This is a genomic window from Stenotrophomonas sp. JAI102 (assembly GCF_013409105.1).
In the GTDB taxonomy this organism is placed as follows: domain Bacteria; phylum Pseudomonadota; class Gammaproteobacteria; order Xanthomonadales; family Xanthomonadaceae; genus Stenotrophomonas; species Stenotrophomonas maltophilia_AA.
In genome coordinates this window covers 551,501-568,429 of the sequence record NZ_JACCCI010000001.1, presented here as the reverse complement: position 1 = coordinate 568,429, position 16,929 = coordinate 551,501, and the positions used below count along the sequence as shown (strand labels likewise).

Here is a 16,929-nt window from a genome sequence, read left to right as displayed (position 1 = left end):
CCGGGCAGCCATCCGATGCACGTCCGGCTAACACTCGCGGGCGCTAAGGTGGAGATCCGCACAGGTGGCTGCACGCCACGAGGATCTCCGCCCGCAATGAGTGCTGCCCGTACCCACCCGCGATGCCGCGTCCTGCTGGTTGAAGACGACGCACCCATCCGGGAGATGACCAAGGACATCCTCAGCGACGACGGCTTCGATGTCCTGGACGTCGCCGACGCCGAGACCGCGCTGGGATGCCTCAAACGCGACGGCCCATTCGATCTGCTGGTATCGGACGTCGGCCTGCCCGGCATGGATGGCCGCGACCTGGCCACCATCGCCACCACGCTGCACCCGGCCATGCCGATCCTGCTGGTGACCGGTTACGCCGGGGCTGCGGGTGCCCGTCCCGATTTCCGCGGCGACGACATCAAACTGCTCCGCAAGCCCTTCACGCTCAAGCAGCTGGTGAGTTCGGTGCGGTCGCTGCTCTGAGCGCAGCGGGCGCGGTCGCCCGCTGCTCGTTGGCGTCGTGCACGCGCCCGGGACGCGCCATTGGCGATGATGCGCGCACCCTCTCCTCCCCCCGACCGCCATGGCCAAGCCGACTGGCTCCCGTCTCGTCATCTATGCCGCCCTCGCCGGCAACCTCGCCATCGCCATCGCCAAGTTCGTCGCCGCCGGCATCTCCGGCAGTTCGGCCATGCTCAGCGAGGGCGTCCACTCCCTGGTGGACACCATCAACGAGTTGCTGCTGTTGTATGGCCTGCGCCGGGCGGAGCAGAAGCCGGACACCCTGCATCCCTTCGGCTACGGGCGCGAGCTGTACTTCTGGAGCTTCATCGTGGCGCTGCTGGTGTTCGCGGCCGGCGCCGGCGTGTCGGCCTATGAAGGCATCCAGCACATCCGCAATCCCGAGCCGGCCACCAACCATCTGATCAGCTACATCGTGCTCGGCGTCTCGATCGTGTTCGAGGGCACCTCGTGGTGGATCGCGCTGCGTGAGTTCCGCGCCACCAAGGGTTCGCTGGGCTACTTCGAAGCCTTCCGCCGCAGCAAGGATCCCTCGACGTTCACCGTGCTGCTGGAAGACAGCGCCGCCCTGCTCGGCTTGGGCTTCGCGCTGGTCGGCCTGCTTGCCGCGCAGCTGCTGGAGATGCCGATCCTGGATGGCGTGGCCTCGCTGTGCATCGCCGGCGTGCTGGCCGTCACCGCCTTCCTGCTCGCCCGCGAAACCAAAGGCCTGCTGGTGGGTGAGCCGGCGCACCCGAACGTGGCCAAGCGCATCCTCGCCGTGGCCAGCTCCGATGCCGATCTGCGCCGCGCCAATGGCGTGACCACGATGCAGATGGGCCCGGCCCAGGTCGTGGCGATGCTGAGTGCGGAATTCGAAGATGATCGCACCACGCCGCAGATCGAAGCGTGCATCACGCGGATCGAGAAGGCGGTGAAGGCCGAGTACCCCGAGCTGGTGGCGTTGTTCGTCAAGCCACAGACGCCGGAGGTGTTCCAGGCACGACGCGCGGCGCTCGGGGAGCCGCATCCCGACAACTGAGCACACTGGACACTGCACCACGCATGCGTCGGTTCGCCCAAGCCATCGCCGATACCGCCTCCCTGCCCGACGGGCTTCCCGCCGCATTGGCACGCGCGCTGGCGACCGCGCCGGACCACTACAACATCGGCAAGGGCGGCACCGCGACCGTGCTCGCGCGTGACCACGATGGTCCGATCGCGGTGGCCGCCATGGTGTGGGGCCTGGTGCCGCGCTGGTCCAAGGAGCCGGCAACACCCTACACGACCGTCACCGCCCGCCTGGATCGCGCGCCCCGCAGCCGCATCTACGCGCAGGCGTGGGCGCACCGCCCGTGCGTGCTGCCCCTGAGCGGCTACTACAAATGGGACCGGCAGCGCCGACCGCCGTGGCCGCTGTTCGTGCAGCGCAGCGATGGCCTGGCCCTGCTGGCGGCAGGTCTCTGGGAGCACTGGGAAGGCGACGACGGCCAGCAGCTGGACAGCTTCACCGTATTGACCGGCCCCAACACCGCGATCCCTTCGCCACTGACCCCGGATGGACCGATCTTCATCGATGCCGGTACGGCGCTTGACTGGCTCAGCGGTGCCTTCAAGACGCCTGCGGCGTTGAGTGCCCGAGCGTCCAGGCCGGCCTTGGAGGCGTATCCCGTGAGCCGTGCCTTCCGCGATCCGGCGCGTGACGATTACACGCTGCTGGAACCTGTCGATCCGGATGCCGCGGCAGGAACCCCCGAGCCACAGGAATGGGAAGACGATGGAGGGGACGAGCGCGATGCGGATGAATGACGTGCAGCGCGCGTGAGCGTCAACCTTTCCGGCGCTTGAACAGATTCCGCGCGCGCGGCGGATTTCACCTTCGCGCCACCGGCTTCCCGTCAGGGTGGAGATGCCCAGCAACACGGGCCCTCTCTCTAACCAATCGTGGAGTCAACCATGGACAACAATCGCACTGAAGGCGCCAAGAACCAGGTCAAGGGCACCGTAAAGGAAGTCGTGGGCAAGGTCACCGGCGACAAGACGAAGGAAGTGGAAGGCAAGATCCAGAAGGGTGTTGGCGAAGTCCAAAGCGACGTGGGCAAGGCGCGGGATGACGCTCGCCGCTGAGTCTTGACCCCACCGCTCTCTGACCCGACCCGGGCAGAGAGCAGTGGGAGGCAACCTATCATTCCACCAGCCCCAACGATGAAGAGCGCATCCACCTCCACCCACCGCCCATCGGCGAGCACACCGTGGCGATGCGCCCTTCAACAGCTCGTAGCCGCGGCAGTACGGGCATCGATCGCCTGCGCCGACACCGCAGTACCGGTGAGCCACGTTGATGAGCTTCCATCCTGTGACCACCGCGGCGACGCTCGCCCTCGCCCTCCCTGCAGTCGCCACCGGCGCAGCGGATACGCATCCGCACATGCTCGGCCTACACGTCATCCCCGCCAGAAGCGAGGCAGGAAGATGATCAACACCGTAAAGAGCTCCAGTCTGCCCAGTAGCATCGCGAACGACAGTACCCATTTGGCTGCGCTCGGCAGCGAGGCGAACGTCCCTGCTGGCCCAATGGTTTCTCCTAAGCCCGGACCTACGTTCGACAACGCGGTGGCCGCGCCGCTGGCGCTGGTTAGGAAGTCCAGCCCGAGCCCAAGCAGCACCACCGTAATAACGGCATAGCAAACCAGAAACACCGTCAAAAACGCCACCACTGAGCCTATCACCTCGTCGGAGAGCGGCTTGCCGTCGTAGGACCGGGGAAAGACTCCATTGGGATAAAGCAGGCGCAGGAAGTGCACTCGAAGCATCACTGCCATGACCTCGAAGCGAAAGATCTTGATGCCCCCGCTCGTGGAGCCTGTGCACCCGCCAACAAACGTCAGCAAGAAAAACACCCCTACGACGGCCGCTCCCCACTGGCCATAGTCCGTTACGGCATAGCCTGTAGTGGTAACCACAGAAACCACACTGAAAGCCGCGTAGCGATAAGCCTGCTCAAACCCATATTGGCCGGATGCAGCCAACCACGTTCCAATCCCACCCACCGACACTGCCAGAAGCCCCAGCAGAGATTTGACCTGGCGATCAACGAACGCTCTCCGGTCCCCAGCCAAAAAACGCACATACAAGACGAAGGGCAAGGTACCTGACAGCATGAAGAGGGTGGCAAGCCACTGGATTCCGTTGTCTTGCCAGCGACCAAACGACTGATCTGAGGTCGAATACCCGCCCGTCGCAATCGAGGTGAGCGCATGCACGATGGCATCAAAGGGCTTCATGCCTGCCAGCCAATAGGCCACACCGGCCACAGCCGTCAGACCAATGTAGGCATACCCGATCGTAGAGGCGATCTGCCGAACCCGGGGCATGGCCTTTTGCGAGCGATCCGAGGACTCCGTGCGAAACAGCTGCATCCCGCCCACGCCCAGCGCGGGCAAGATGGCAATGGCAGTCGCGATAATGCCAATACCACCCATCCATTGAAGCAGCCCTCGCCAAAGCAGCAAGCCTGGCGGCGCCGCATCAAGACCCGTCATGACCGTAGCGCCGGTCGTTGTAATGCCCGAGACCGCCTCAAAAAACGCGTTGGCAAGATGTCCGCGAAGCTGCGGGTGTTCCGAGAAGAGAAACGGCAGCGCACTCACGGCGGATACGGCAGCCCAGCTCAGTGGCGTCAAGGCGAAGGCCTGCCTCAATGTCAGACCCGATTTCCCCCATTTCCCACCCGAGCGCCAATAGCCCCAGCTCAGCGCACTGCCACAGACGGCCGAAACCAAAGAAGCCATCCCAAACGCCAACCAATCCCGGTTGTCGTAATAGAGATCCGCAACCATGGGCAGCAGCATGAAGGCAGCTGTTGCCAACAGCACTTGCCCAACGATCGCCCCCACCAGACGAAAGCCATTGTGTGGCATTGACGTCTGACCTGGTGCCCAACGCATCCCGCTACCGTTGGCCTTCAAAACGACCGCCCGCCCGCTCCGCCAAGAAGCTTCTCTGCAACATCGATCTCGCTATATGCCACGACCAGCACTACCCTGTCACCCGCATTGATCTGGGTCTCGGCTGTCAGATCAAGTGGGTGGTCTTGTCGAATGACGGCACCGACTTTAATGCCCTCTGGTAGACCGAGCGCGCCGATGGTGCGCGTTAAAAGTGGCGAACTTCCGGCACCAATCGTGGCCTCAATGACTTCACCAAAGTCCTCGCGCAACGTCTGCAAACCGACAATGGCCCCTCGACGGACGTGCCGCAGCACGGTCGAGACTGTCACCGCGCTTGGACTGACGACTGCGTTGATGCCCATTCCGGGAAGAAGTGTGGCGTAGGTGCTCTTGTTGACCAATGTCACCGCCTGGCGGCAGCCCAATTTGCGCGCCAAGAGCGAGCAGAAGATGTTGGACTCGTCATCGTTGGTGACGGCAACCAGAGTTTCCTTTTGCTCGACCCGAGCCTCTTCAAGCACTGACCGATCCAGCGCATCGCCATGGAGCACAACAACATCGCTGCCAAGTGTTTCGGCCGCGTAGCGCGCCCGATCCCGATCCCGTTCAATGACCGTCATACGGGCCTTTGGAAGCAAGGCGCGGATGTTTCGAACCAGGTGCATGCCCACATTGCCAGCACCTGCGATCACAAGTTCGGCAATGGGGCGCTCGCGGTGCCCGAAAAGCGCCATCGTGGCCTTGCGCCGCTCTGACCGCGCGAGTATGTAAAGTTCGTCAGCCAGCTCAACCCGATCCTGCTGTGTGGGAATGAACGTAATGCCCTTGCGGGTTATGGCAAGGACCGTGATGTGCTCAAACTTGCCATTGGACTCAAGGTCACAGACGCGCTCACCCATCGCCGGACAATCTGGATCCGTCGCACCGATTCCGATCACCTCCAACTGTCCGCGAGCCAAGGGCAGGATCGTAAAGGCACCTGGCGTGCGAAGCCGCCTGGTAATTCCCTCGGCAACCTCAGCCTCCGGGGAGATGATCACATCAATGGGCAAATGCTCAGCCGCAAACAGTCCGTTTGCATCGCGAGCGGTGTATCCCACATGGCGAAGACGGGCGATTCGGCGCTTTACTTTGAAAAGCGAGTAGGCGACTTGGCAGGCGACCATATTGACTTCATCTGAACGCGTCACAGCGATCAGCATGTCAGCATCCATCGCCCCGGCCTCCCGTAGTGTATCCGGGTAAGACGCATGCCCGACGACACCGCGAATGTCGTGGCTTTCATCAGCGCGCCTGATCAGCTCAGCATCGGTGTCAATGATCGTAATCGCCACACCTTCCGAGGCCAACTGGCGCGCAATCGTCATCCCCACCTGGCCCGCGCCACACACAATAATCTTCATGGATAGAGGGCTGACAGGACAGGCGCCAATGTCAAAAACCCAAGCTCCGAACCGGTCTAAGGAGCTCGATTTTATAGGCCCCGGGCAGGGAGTGTCACCCTGCGGAGTTGGGCCATGGCCGCTGGATTGCAGCCTGCTCACCTGGTATTGACGCACACAGGCCTGGTCGGCTGGGATACTGTCAACACAGACAACGAGCAAGCGTCCGATGATGACAAAGTGGCGGCTGGCCCTATTCAGGATCAGCAGGAGGATGTGGTTCCGATCCACCCTCTACGGCGTTCTGGGTGTGGCTACTGCCTTGGCCGGTGCGGGCGCCAAATTGGTGCTGCCGGAGGGGCTGGCAGCGCAGATTGGTGCCGACTCAGTCGGCAACATCCTTGGCATCCTTGCCGCCTCAATGCTGACAGTGACGACCTTTGCCCTATCCACCATGGTCGCTGCCTACGGCTCCGCGTCGACCAATGCCACGCCGCGAGCGTCCCGGCTCCTGATTGAAGACACGCGAGCGCAAGGCACGCTGGCCACATTTATCGGTGCGTTCTTGTTCTCCATCGTCGGGCTCATTGCGCTGAGCACCGGCATCTACGGCGACAGCGGCAGACTTGTTCTCTTTGGCGCGACCATTACGGTCATCATCGTCATCACCGTCACCCTTCTCCGCGCCATCGAGCAGTTTTCCCGCTTTGGACGACTCGGCGAAACGGTCGATCTGGTCGAACAAGCCACCTTGAAATCGATGAAGCAACGTGCAGAAGAGCCCTTCCTTGGCGCCACGCCCTACTCCGGCGTCGCTCCGAGCAACGCCATCGAGGTCTTCGCTGCGGATGTAGGCCATGTTGAGTACATTGATGTGCAGCGCCTCAACGCTGTTGCGGAACAACACCACCTCATCGTGCATGTGACCTGTCAGCCCGGCACGTTTGCAACCCCAAATCGTGCGCTGCTCAGTGTCCGGGGCACCCTCCACGATGAGCAGAGAACGCAGCTGCTTGCAGCTTTCACCATCGGCGGCGCTCGCAGAATAGAGAACGATCCGCGTTACGGCTTGGTCGTTCTGGCTGAAATTGGTGTGCGAGCGCTGTCGCCGGCCGTCAATGATCCAGGGACATGCATTACGGTCATCGGCACCTGTGTGCGTCTGCTGCTCAAATGGGACGCTTTGTCATCCGGGTGCAAGTCCAAGGACGTGCAATATCCGTTCGTTCACATGGCGCAACTTGATGTGGATGACCTCTTTGAAGATGTGTTCGCGCCCATATCGACTGACGCAGTAGGGTCGCTTGAAGTCAACATCAAGCTCCAAAAGGCTTACGCCGCGCTATCTGCCGGCTGCACATCCAACACGCGCCAAGTTGCGCGGCGCTACGCCAATCTCTCTCTAGAGCGCGCCTTGCAGACCCTTCGTTTCTCTCAGGATCGCGACAAACTCCGAACAATCGCCACCGTAGAGCACCAAAGGGCGCAACGGGCCTCGTCCCTCAGACCGTAGCGGGACCGAACTGATATCCCCAGCTGCTGCCTAATCATGTCCCGCGCGCCTTGCGTAAGGCTCCCCTCGCTTGGGTGGCCCATGCTAACGCGTTAGACTTGGTCACTTTCATTTGCAAAATGGAGGCCACGGGACACTATCGTGAAGGTATTTCCCCTGATTTTTCTATGTGCTGCGGCAACGGCCACAGACACAATCCGTGCTCAAGAAGCGCACGACACTCAGGTTGAACCGTTTGTCGATGTGGGTGGCGCGGTCCGGTTCAATTATGGTTGGCTGGACTACGGCCCCACAAGCCGCTTGCAACTTGAACTGCTTCGCGCAGACGTCAAGGCCGGCGCTGGCCCCCTTTTCTTTTCGGCCCAATACCGCTGGTATGACGGTTTCGATGCCGTCCACCATGCATACGCCGGGTGGAATTTCACCGACGCAACGCAGCTCAAAGCGGGCATCCAGCAGGTCCCCTTCGGACTTCTGCCTACCGTTTCCCAGAGCTTTTGGTTTGGCTCAGGCTACTATCTTGGCATTGAAGACGATTACGATCCGGGCGTGACGGTTAGCCACCGGAGTGGCGACCATCACTGGATAGCCGGCTGGTTCTCGGGGGATGAATACGGAAGCGGCTCCCGCTACGACCGATACTCCTTTGACGTGGCCCAGACCGCTGATCTGCCCTACAAGGAGCGGGGGCGCGTTCATTTCAGATACGAACACACCAGCTCCTTGCATGACGGTGAGCTGCTGCTCGGGGCCTCTGCATTCAACGGGCAGGTTCAGAACACCACCACACGCCGCCACTATGGCCACCAGGGTGCAGCGCTGCATGCCCAGTGGAAACGGGATGGCTGGACGACTCAGCTGCAATGGGCTCGCTACCGTTACAGCGTACCGGGCAACCGAATTGCGATGTCAGCGTTCCTTGCCCCGTTTGAGATCGCGTCGGAAGCCGATGTCCCCAGTGCAAACGTGGCCTACTCCTTCGGTGAGAGGCGTTGGCTCGATGACATCACCTGCTACAACAACCTCAGCATGACGCGCCCGGTCGGACGCAGCCAAGGCGTGAGGGAGTCATGGCAGAACGTCACCGGGTGCAGCCTGCAGAAAGGGATCATGTTGACCTACGTGGACTGGGTTGCCGGCAAGAACATGTGGTTTGCAGGGGGCGAAGGCATCGGAATCGACGACGGCGGTCCTTCCCGCTGGCAGAGCCGACTCAACCTCAACATCGGCTTCTATTTCTAAGCGCAAGCCGCATTCCTGCTTCAACGATCATCAACTGGAGGAATTCATGCAGAGCCCAGCTCCGCCATCCACTCCTGTTCGCCAGCGCATCTTGCCGCAGGTGTTCATTCCTACCGCGGCCATCGTACTTTTACTGTTGGCGCTATCCATCTTCGTTCCAGAAAAAGCAACGACTTGGTTCACAGCGGCCAAGAACTGGACCGCCAATGACGCGGGCTGGTTCACCATCCTATCGGTCGCAGGCTTCCTGGTCTTTGTGGTCGGTGTCGCGATCAGTGGTTACGGGCGCATCAAGCTCGGCCCAGACCACAGTCGCCCTGATTACAGCTATGCCTCGTGGTTTGCCATGCTCTTTGCCGCAGGCATGGGCATTGGCCTGATGTTCTTCGGTGTGGCTGAGCCGATCATGCACTATGCCACCCCGCCGACAGGCACGGCCGAGTCTGCCGAGGCAGCTCGCCAGGCGATGCGTATCACCTTCTTCCATTGGGGTGTGCATGCCTGGGCCATCTACGCTGTTGTTGCGTTGGCACTGGCCTACTTTGCCTATCGCCACAACCTGCCCCTGCGGGTGCGATCGGCTCTCTATCCACTGATTGGAGAACGCATCCACGGCCCCATCGGCCACGCGGTCGATACGTTTGCAGCCCTTGGCACCATCTTTGGCCTGGCCACGTCGCTTGGTCTTGGAGTGATGCAGATAAACTCAGGACTGAACTACCTGTTCGGCCTGGAAGTGAGCACCCTCGTGCAGGTGTCCTTGATCGGCATCATCATCCTGGTGGCCACAGGTTCTGTCGTCGCGGGGCTCGACAGTGGTGTCCGTCGCCTGTCTGAGATCAACATGATCATGGCCGTCGCACTGCTTGCATTTGTGCTTGTCTGTGGCCCAACGGTTCACTTGATGCAGGCATTTGTCCAGAACACCGGCATGTATGCCTCTCAGCTCTTCTCAATGACGTTCAACCTGTATGCCTATGAGCCAAGCGGCTGGCTTGGCGGCTGGACCCTGTTCTATTGGGGCTGGTGGATCGCGTGGTCGCCCTTCGTTGGCATGTTCATCGCCCGTATTTCGCGAGGCCGCACGGTGCGTGAATTCGTGGTTGGCGTCTTGCTGGTGCCACTCGGCTTTACGTTCCTTTGGATGACCATCTACGGCAACTCCGCCTTGTTCATGGTCCGATCCGAAGGTGTTCAGGAGCTCGTCTCAGCCGTGTCGAATGACAGCTCCATGGCGTTGTTTGAGTTCCTGCGCCACCTTCCACTGACGATGATCACCTCCTCCCTTGCTGTTGTCCTTGTCGCGCTGTTCTTCGTCACCTCGGCTGACTCAGGCGCCCTGGTCATAGACATGCTGACCTCCAAGGGCGAGGAAGAGTCGCCGGTCTGGCAGCGGATCTTCTGGGCACTTTTAGTCGGAGGAATCGCCGTTGCACTGCTCATCGCTGGCGGACTGGAGTCCCTCCAGGCAGCCACAATTGCCAGTGCCTTGCCCTTTACGGTCGTCATGATTCTGATGTGCTGGGGGTTACTCAAAGCCATGCACCTGGATGCAACCAAGCGCTCTGTCCTGCGTGACGCGCGATTGCTGCCTGGGACCAGCGACGATTGGCGGGCCAGGTTGAAGCTGCTCGCTCACAACCCGGTCAAGATCGAAGTAACCGGCTTCATCGAGCAGCACGTGCTACCGGCACTGCGGGAAGTGGCCAGCGAGCTGCGCAAGCAGGATCTCCCCGTGGAGGTGACCCACGGTGAAGACGGTCGCGCGTGGCTCCAGGTGGGGCATGGCGAGGAAATGGACTTCTTCTATTCCGTGCGCCCGCAGCCGTATGAGCCTCCGACCTTCGCACTGCAGGATCCGCGTCGACCGGTGAGCGAGGGGACTCGCCACTACCGGGCCGAGGTCTACCTGCGCGAGGGCGGGCAGGACTACGATGTCATGGGCTGGCCCAAGGTTCAGCTGATCCATGACGTGCTTGATCAATACGAGCGTCACCGTCAGTTCCTGGACCACGTGCGCTGATCGGATCCCCGGCCGACCACCGGTCGGCCGGGACCTCCAGATCCCGGTCCGCGCCTGCAACATCCAGCGCCTTCTGTGCTCCCGAATGACACCACGTACTGACGCATCAACGCTTGCAGCACCTGTGGCGGGGCGACGCTCCTGTTCCGCCGCCTGCTGGAGCCGGGCGCGTAAGCCGGCCTCCACCGTTACCTGCATGAAGACACTCTCGTTCATGAGTTCCTTGTCCAGCCGGCGGCCGCGCAGGCGTACGTAGGGAATGACCTCCTCGCTGCCGGGGAGCTTGCGGACAGTGCACCGCCCTGCATGTTAATATTTCTCATTCTCACCTGACCCCTCCCCGCGCCCGATGACCCGCCCATCGCTTCGTCTCTCTGCCCTGGGCCTGGCCCTTACCTTGGCCTGTATTTCGGCCCATGCGGCCCCGCCCTCCTCGCCCGATGTGCTCCAGCTGGACGCCGTGCAGGTGCTCGGGCGCGCCCAGACCCTCTACCGTGTGGACGACGCCACGGTGGGCACGCGTACGGACACGCCGTTGGCGCTGGTGCCGCAGTCCATCCAGGTGGTGCCGCGTGAGCTGATTGAAGACCAGGCGGCCCGCCAGATCACTGACCTGTATCGCAGCATCAGCGGCATCAGTTTTTTCAGCTATGCCGGCGTGACCCTACGCGGCTTCCGGCAGGAAAACGTCCTGTATGACGGCCTGCGCGGCGACCCCTATGCCGGCTTTTCGGTGCCGCAACTGTTCAACATCGAGCGCGTGGAAGTCCTGAAGGGACCGGCCGGTGCCCTGTATGGCGGCGGCGATGCCGGGGGCGTCATCAACTACGTGACGCGCAAGCCGAAAGCCACCCTCGAGCGCCGCATCGAACTGCAGGCCGGCAACAACGATTTCCGGGCTGCATCGATCGAGGCCACCGGGCCGATGAACACCGCTGGCAGCGTGCGCTACCGCGCCGGGCTGTACGGCGACACCGAACAGGGCGTGCGCTGGAACGCGGACAGCGAAAGCGTGATCGGTGATGCGTCGCTCGCCTTTGACGTGGGCGATACCGGCGAGTTGACCCTGCAGTTCACCGACATCACCCAGAACCTGGGCGGCAATCGCCTGCGTGGCGTGCCGGTGGACGACAACGGCAGTTTCCTGACCGACCGTCGATGGAACCACAACGAAGCCACCGACTTTCTCGACATGCGGGCCAAGGTCGCGTTGGCGCAGTATCGCTTCTCGCCCAGCAGCAACCTCGATGTGGATGTGGGTGCACGCTGGTTCGAGAACAACGAACACCAGATCTACCACGAGCCGATGGGGCTGATCGACCGCAACCGCGACGGCGTGCCCGAATGGATGACCCGCCAGCTGCGCAACCAGATCCGCGACAACGATGCATTCACCGCCAACGGCAACGCGGTGTGGCGCGTCAGCACCGGCAAAATAGAGCACAAGGTGCTGTTCGGCGCCGATGTGTACCAGCAGGATGCCGACTTCACCGCGCAGACGGCCAACAGCGCCGACCTGGCACGGGGTGCCGGCCCGGTGCCAGGCATTGACCTGTTCAACCCGGTATATGGCGCAAGTTCGTGGCGCGACTACAACCTGGCCACCCTGCCCTGGCGCAGCACGAGCACCCGCAGCAAGCGCTATGGCGGCTACCTGCAGGACGAACTGACGCTGACCCCGCGCTGGCACGTGCTGGCCGGACTGCGCTGGGATGGGTTCAAGGACGATGACCGCATCGCCAACACCCGCGTGGACGGCAACGACATCAGCTGGCGGTTGGGCAGCACGTATACCGTGCGGGACGGCGTCAATGTCTACGCCAACATCGCCAGCGGCTTCATGCCCCAGAGCGCGGCCAGCCAGAGCGCCGAGTCGGGCGGCCCGTTCGATGCGGAGCGCAGCAGGCAATGGGAAGTCGGTTTGAAATCCCTGCTGGCCGAGCGTGTGACCCTGAACCTGGCCGCGTACCGGATCGACCGCAGCAATATCGTGCAGGCCACCGGCGAGATCGTGGACGGCGTCAACCAACTGGCGGCCCTGGGGCTGGTACGCAGTACGGGCATGGAGCTGGATCTGCTGGCCGATGTCACCGAACGCTGGGTGCTCAACCTGACCTACGCCTACAACGATGCGCGGGTGAAGGATGCCGGCAGCAACGGCATCACCAATGCCTCCGGCGACCGCTTCGCCAATGCGCCGCAGAACAAACTCGGCCTGTGGACACGCTACGACCTGCCGGCGATCAACTCCGCCATCGGCTTCGGCGCCGATTACGTGGATGAGCGCGTCAGCCTGGATGGCCAACGGGTAAAGCCGTACACCGTGTTCGACATGAGCTGGAAGACGCAGTGGCAGCAGTGGCAGTTCCAGGCCAACGTCAAGAACCTGTTCGACAAGGTCTATGCGGCCAGTGGCTTCACCGAGCGCACCGGCCACTTCCCGGGTGAGCCACGCCGCGTCTACGTGCAAGCTGCGTACTCTTTCTGAGCCGGCCCATGCGCCCGCCTGCGCCAACGCCCCCCAACCGCCCTGCGCGCAGTGGAAGTGGGCGGCGGCTGTGGTTTGACCTGCACAGCTGGCTCGGCCTGAAACTCTGCCTGTTCATGGGCTTTGTCTGCCTTACCGGCACGCTGGCGGTGTTCTCGCAGGAGATCGACTGGCTGCTGCATTCCCCCATCCGCGTCGCCGATGGTGGTGAACACGCCGGCTGGGGGGCGGTCATCCAGGCCGCGCAGACGGCGCATCCGGACTGGGAGCTGGAGGGCATCTCCGCCGGCCACACGCGCCTGTTCGCGGCGCGTGCGCAGATGCGCCGACCCGACGGTAAGCGACGCTTTGTCTGGATCAACCCTTACACTGCGCAGGTGACCGGCGACACGGGCTGGTTCAATACGCAACGGCTGCTGCGCAACACCCATCGCCACCTGATGCTGCCGGTGGCCTGGGGCGTGCCACTGGTGGCGGCGCTGTCCATCCCGCTGCTGCTGTCGCTGTTGAGCAGCCTGTACATCTACAAGAAGTGGTGGCGCGGTTTCTTCAAACGGCCTGACGCCTCGCGACCGCGCCGCCTGTGGGGGGATGTGCATCGGTTGGCCGGGGTGTGGTCACTCTGGTTTCTGCTGCTGATCGGGTTGACCGGGGCGTGGTATCTGATCGAATCCCTCGGCGGCGATGCACCGGCCGCACCGACCATGCAATTGGCCAAGGGCAATGACCGCGTTGCCGCCGTAGACCCGGTCGCCGTCGACGCTGCCGTTCGGACCGTCCGCCAGCAATGGCCCAGCCTTCGGATCCTCGGCGCCATCCCCGCACGCGACGGCGGCAGCATCCTGTTCATGGGCAAGGCCGACGCCTGGCTGGTGCGGGAGCGGGCGAACAACATTGCCGTGGACCTGCGCACCGGGCACGTAATCGGCATGCATGACGGCCGTGCGTTGGGGGTCCATCAGCGCATCGCCGAAATGGCCGATCCCCTGCACTTCGGCAGCTTCGGTGGGTGGCCCATCCGGCTGCTGTGGTTGCTGGCCGGCACGCTGGTGACAGGGCTGTGCTTCACCGGCGTGTATCTCTACGGACTTCGCACAGTGGATTCGCTGCGATCAGCGGCTAAAAGGCGGCAGACATGAGTCAGGACAAACTGCCCGGCCCCTGGCGCGCAGCGTGGCACGGCATGGGTCGTTGGCGCTGGCTGTGGCTGGCCCTGCTGCTGGTGTGGGCGTCGCTGGTGCCGCTGGAGGCCATGAAGTAGAGGCGCTCACCCGTCGAACAATGGCATGCTGGATCTTCGTGCAGGAGAGCAACGATGCGGATGACGGGAAATCTTCTTGCAGCCAGTGCTGTCACGCTGAAGATCGGCGTGGTGTTCTGGGTGCTGGTGGCCTGGCGGACACCGGGGGGCGAGCCCTGGGACGCGCCTGCGTTCTGGACCGTCGTCTATCCCATCGCATTGGGCATCGCTGCCGTTCTAGGCGCCTGCTTTCCCCGCAAGGCGTGGCTATGGGGACTGTTGCTCATGATGCTGCAGGTGCCGGTGGTGGCCGTGATGTCGGGCGTTGGCCCGTTGTTGCTGGCCGGACTGGTGTATGCACTGGTACTGGCGGTGCCTGCGATGGCCATCGCGGCGGCAGCCGGGGCGCTGCGCCGCCGCCTGCATGGGAGGGTCTGAGAAGCTCAGCGCTTCGCCGGTTGCCACCCTGCCCGCAGTGCATCCGCAGGGCTGCAGAACATACGCTCGCCGTGGTTCGCGTCGATGCTCGTGCGCTCGTAGTCCCGCTGGCCGGGCACGTGGTAGATTTTCTTGCCTTGGCGGGAGATGTTGCCCTTGATGCGGCATCCGCCCGGCGCCGGCTGCGCGGCCACCGGGGCGTGTCGTGCCGTCTGCTCACGCTTGCTGCGACGGTAGTCCGCTGGCATCTGAAACGGCCCCTGCCAGAGGTTCCGCTGGTGCTGGCGCGCGTCGGCCTCGTCTGCGATGAATGCCGTCGCGTACTGGCGATACGCGACCGCCCAACCGGAGCGCACCATCCACCGATTGACCGACGTCCCTTGAACAAAGCACTCCGCCACCACCCGGCCGTAGCGGTCGGTGTCCTTGGGCTGGCAACGAACGGTCTTGTCCAGCAGATACTCGTCCAGTACGCCGGCGGACCGCCGGCCACAGGGCCAAGGACGCCCGTCTTTGGCGGTGCATTGCTGGGCGCTTTCCGGAGCGTCGATGCCCCAGAGGCGGATGCGCTGCTTCGCCACGGTGAGAGTGTCCCCATCCGTGACCGTCGCGCGGCCAACCAGCTCTGCTGCCACACCAGGAACCGACGCAGAAACCAAAAGCAACACCACCAGACCTTTCACCACCATCAACAACAACGTCCTTCAAGTGCACGCCCGGGAGCGAGCGCCAGTTAAAACAGGGCCGAGCACTTTAGCGGAAGCGGAGACAGGACGCCGACTACATCGACGGTCCTTCACTCCCGATGCGCATTCCTGGTGTGGCCGCCTAAATATGAAACGCCGGACCTGCCGAGAACGTCGGCGGGCTCACCCTGACCCGGAACGCGATGAGCAGGCTGGCGAAGAGCATCACCACCGCAGCCACGGTGAGGACGGCCACGATGCCCCCCAGCCCGAACACCAGACCGCCCAAGGCGGCTCCCGCTGCGATGGAGGACTGCACAGCAGCGACCACCATCCCGCCGGCACTCTCGGCCTGGTCCGGCACCGCACGCGCGACCCAGCTCGACCAGGCAACGGGCACGCCACCGAAGGCCAGACCCCAGAGCGCGACCAGGATCGACAGCCCGCCAACGCCCACCGGCAACAGGACCATGCCGAGCGCCGCTGCACCCACCAGGGCAGGCATGAGCACCAACGTGACTTTCAAACTGCGCTCCATGAGCCAACCTGCCAGGAGTGTGCCGACAAAGTTCGCCACGCCGAATCCGAGCAGGATCAGCGCCAGGCCATCAGCGCTCATCTGCCCCAGACTCTCCAACGTGGGGCGGATGTAAGTGAAGAGCGAGTACTGACCGGTGTGCGCCAGGACGCAGCCCAGCATTCCGACCGCAACCCCCGGCCGGCGCAAGAGACCCACCACCGACTCCGGGAGCGCCGCCCTGCGCGGAGTCATTCGGGTCAGCGTGAACCACTGGAACGCAAACGTGAGTCCCCCCACCGCCGTCGCCGCCCAGAAAGCACTGCGCCAGCCCAGCAGCCCGCCGAGGTAGCTCCCCAACGGAACGGACACCACCGTGCCAACTGCAATGCCGCTGAAGATGATGGAAAGCGCGCGAGGCACGCGTTGGGGCGGCACCAACCGCATGGCCACGGCCGCCGCCATGCTCCAGAAACCGCCCAGCGCGATGCCCAGCAGGACGCGCATCACCAGCAGGACGCCCATGCTGGACGACAACGCTACCAAGGCGTTGGAGAGGATCATCAAAGCCGTGAAACTCAACAGCACCAAGCGCCTGTCGATCGAACGGGTCAGCCGAGGCACAAGCAGGCCAGCGAACAGGGCGACTACAGCGGTGACCGTCACGGCTTGACCGGCCAGCGCCTCCGACACGCCCAGATCCGCCGCCATCGGCGTCAACAAGCTGGCAGGCAGATACTCCGCCGTGAGCAGCCCAAAGACACCCATGGCCAGCGAAAACACGGCCACCCATGCCGATGAAGACGGCTCCCCGCTCGCCCTTTCCACAGAATCAGGCGCGGCTGCGGCATCAACTACGTTATTGCTCATCACAGATCCCCAGTGCATTCGTGCAGCCGAGAGTCTAGGGAGCCAGGTCAGGATGATCTATGATTGTCCAACCTGGATTTTTGAT

15 protein-coding genes are annotated in these 16,929 nt (G+C 63.1%); 11 read left to right on the top strand and 4 right to left on the bottom strand.

Annotation, left to right across the window (positions count from 1 at the left end):
* Positions 1-96 precede the first annotated feature (96 nt).
* The 4 genes from HDC96_RS02645 (at position 97) to HDC96_RS02630 (ending at position 2,622) form a co-directional block, all read left to right on the top strand.
* On the top strand, positions 97-477 hold the full coding sequence (locus HDC96_RS02645; protein WP_179458622.1) for a response regulator: 381 nt from the start codon (positions 97-99) through the stop codon (positions 475-477).
* 100 nt (positions 478-577) lie between these two features.
* On the top strand, positions 578-1,537 hold the full coding sequence (locus HDC96_RS02640; protein WP_179458621.1) for a cation diffusion facilitator family transporter: 960 nt from the start codon (positions 578-580) through the stop codon (positions 1,535-1,537).
* Between the two features lie 23 nt (positions 1,538-1,560).
* A complete protein-coding gene (locus HDC96_RS02635; protein WP_179458620.1) occupies positions 1,561-2,304 on the top strand; it encodes an SOS response-associated peptidase family protein in 744 nt (247 codons plus the stop codon).
* Between the two features lie 147 nt (positions 2,305-2,451).
* Positions 2,452-2,622, top strand: a complete 171-nt coding sequence (locus HDC96_RS02630) for a CsbD family protein (protein WP_179458619.1) — start codon at positions 2,452-2,454, stop codon at positions 2,620-2,622.
* A gap of 317 nt (positions 2,623-2,939) precedes the next feature.
* On the opposite strand, the gene HDC96_RS02625 is transcribed toward HDC96_RS02630, so the two are convergent.
* Together HDC96_RS02625 and trkA are read right to left on the bottom strand one after the other, a co-directional pair.
* The gene (locus HDC96_RS02625) at positions 2,940-4,415 is read right to left on the bottom strand and encodes a TrkH family potassium uptake protein (protein WP_179458618.1); all 1,476 of its coding nucleotides are present in this window, start codon (positions 4,413-4,415) and stop codon (positions 2,940-2,942) included.
* Positions 4,416-4,459: 44 nt separating this feature from the next.
* The gene (gene trkA, locus HDC96_RS02620) at positions 4,460-5,848 is read right to left on the bottom strand and encodes a Trk system potassium transporter TrkA (RefSeq protein WP_179458617.1); all 1,389 of its coding nucleotides are present in this window, start codon (positions 5,846-5,848) and stop codon (positions 4,460-4,462) included.
* Positions 5,849-6,101: 253 nt separating this feature from the next.
* Between trkA and HDC96_RS02615 the strand changes: the two genes are divergently transcribed.
* From HDC96_RS02615 to HDC96_RS02590, 7 genes are all read left to right on the top strand, one after another.
* Positions 6,102-7,340, top strand: coding sequence for a DUF2254 domain-containing protein (locus HDC96_RS02615; protein ID WP_257018565.1), 1,239 nt, complete (start codon positions 6,102-6,104; stop codon positions 7,338-7,340).
* Between the two features lie 141 nt (positions 7,341-7,481).
* Positions 7,482-8,582 (top strand): hypothetical protein, encoded by a 1,101-nt coding sequence (locus tag HDC96_RS02610; RefSeq protein ID WP_179458615.1) that lies wholly within the window; start codon positions 7,482-7,484, stop codon positions 8,580-8,582.
* A gap of 46 nt (positions 8,583-8,628) precedes the next feature.
* The gene (gene betT, locus HDC96_RS02605; RefSeq protein ID WP_179458614.1) at positions 8,629-10,605 is read left to right on the top strand and encodes a choline BCCT transporter BetT; all 1,977 of its coding nucleotides are present in this window, start codon (positions 8,629-8,631) and stop codon (positions 10,603-10,605) included.
* 349 nt (positions 10,606-10,954) lie between these two features.
* The gene (locus tag HDC96_RS02600) at positions 10,955-13,093 is read left to right on the top strand and encodes a TonB-dependent siderophore receptor (RefSeq protein WP_179458613.1); all 2,139 of its coding nucleotides are present in this window, start codon (positions 10,955-10,957) and stop codon (positions 13,091-13,093) included.
* 8 nt (positions 13,094-13,101) lie between these two features.
* Complete coding sequence (locus HDC96_RS02595; RefSeq protein ID WP_179458612.1) at positions 13,102-14,232, top strand: PepSY-associated TM helix domain-containing protein; 1,131 nt, start codon at positions 13,102-13,104, stop codon at positions 14,230-14,232.
* Complete coding sequence (locus tag HDC96_RS18305; protein WP_257018564.1) at positions 14,229-14,354, top strand: hypothetical protein; 126 nt, start codon at positions 14,229-14,231, stop codon at positions 14,352-14,354. The genes HDC96_RS02595 and HDC96_RS18305 overlap by 4 nt, the downstream gene beginning before the upstream one ends.
* A gap of 54 nt (positions 14,355-14,408) precedes the next feature.
* Complete coding sequence (locus HDC96_RS02590) at positions 14,409-14,771, top strand: hypothetical protein (RefSeq protein ID WP_179458611.1); 363 nt, start codon at positions 14,409-14,411, stop codon at positions 14,769-14,771.
* A 5-nt stretch (positions 14,772-14,776) separates the two neighbouring features.
* On the opposite strand, the gene HDC96_RS02585 is transcribed toward HDC96_RS02590, so the two are convergent.
* Together HDC96_RS02585 and HDC96_RS02580 are read right to left on the bottom strand one after the other, a co-directional pair.
* Positions 14,777-15,460: a thermonuclease family protein gene (locus HDC96_RS02585; RefSeq protein WP_179459584.1), complete on the bottom strand. Its 684-nt coding sequence runs from the start codon at positions 15,458-15,460 to the stop codon at positions 14,777-14,779.
* A 139-nt stretch (positions 15,461-15,599) separates the two neighbouring features.
* Entirely contained in the window at positions 15,600-16,844 is a 1,245-nt protein-coding gene (locus HDC96_RS02580) for an MFS transporter (protein WP_179458610.1), read from the bottom strand.
* Between the last annotated feature and the right edge of the window lie 85 nt (positions 16,845-16,929).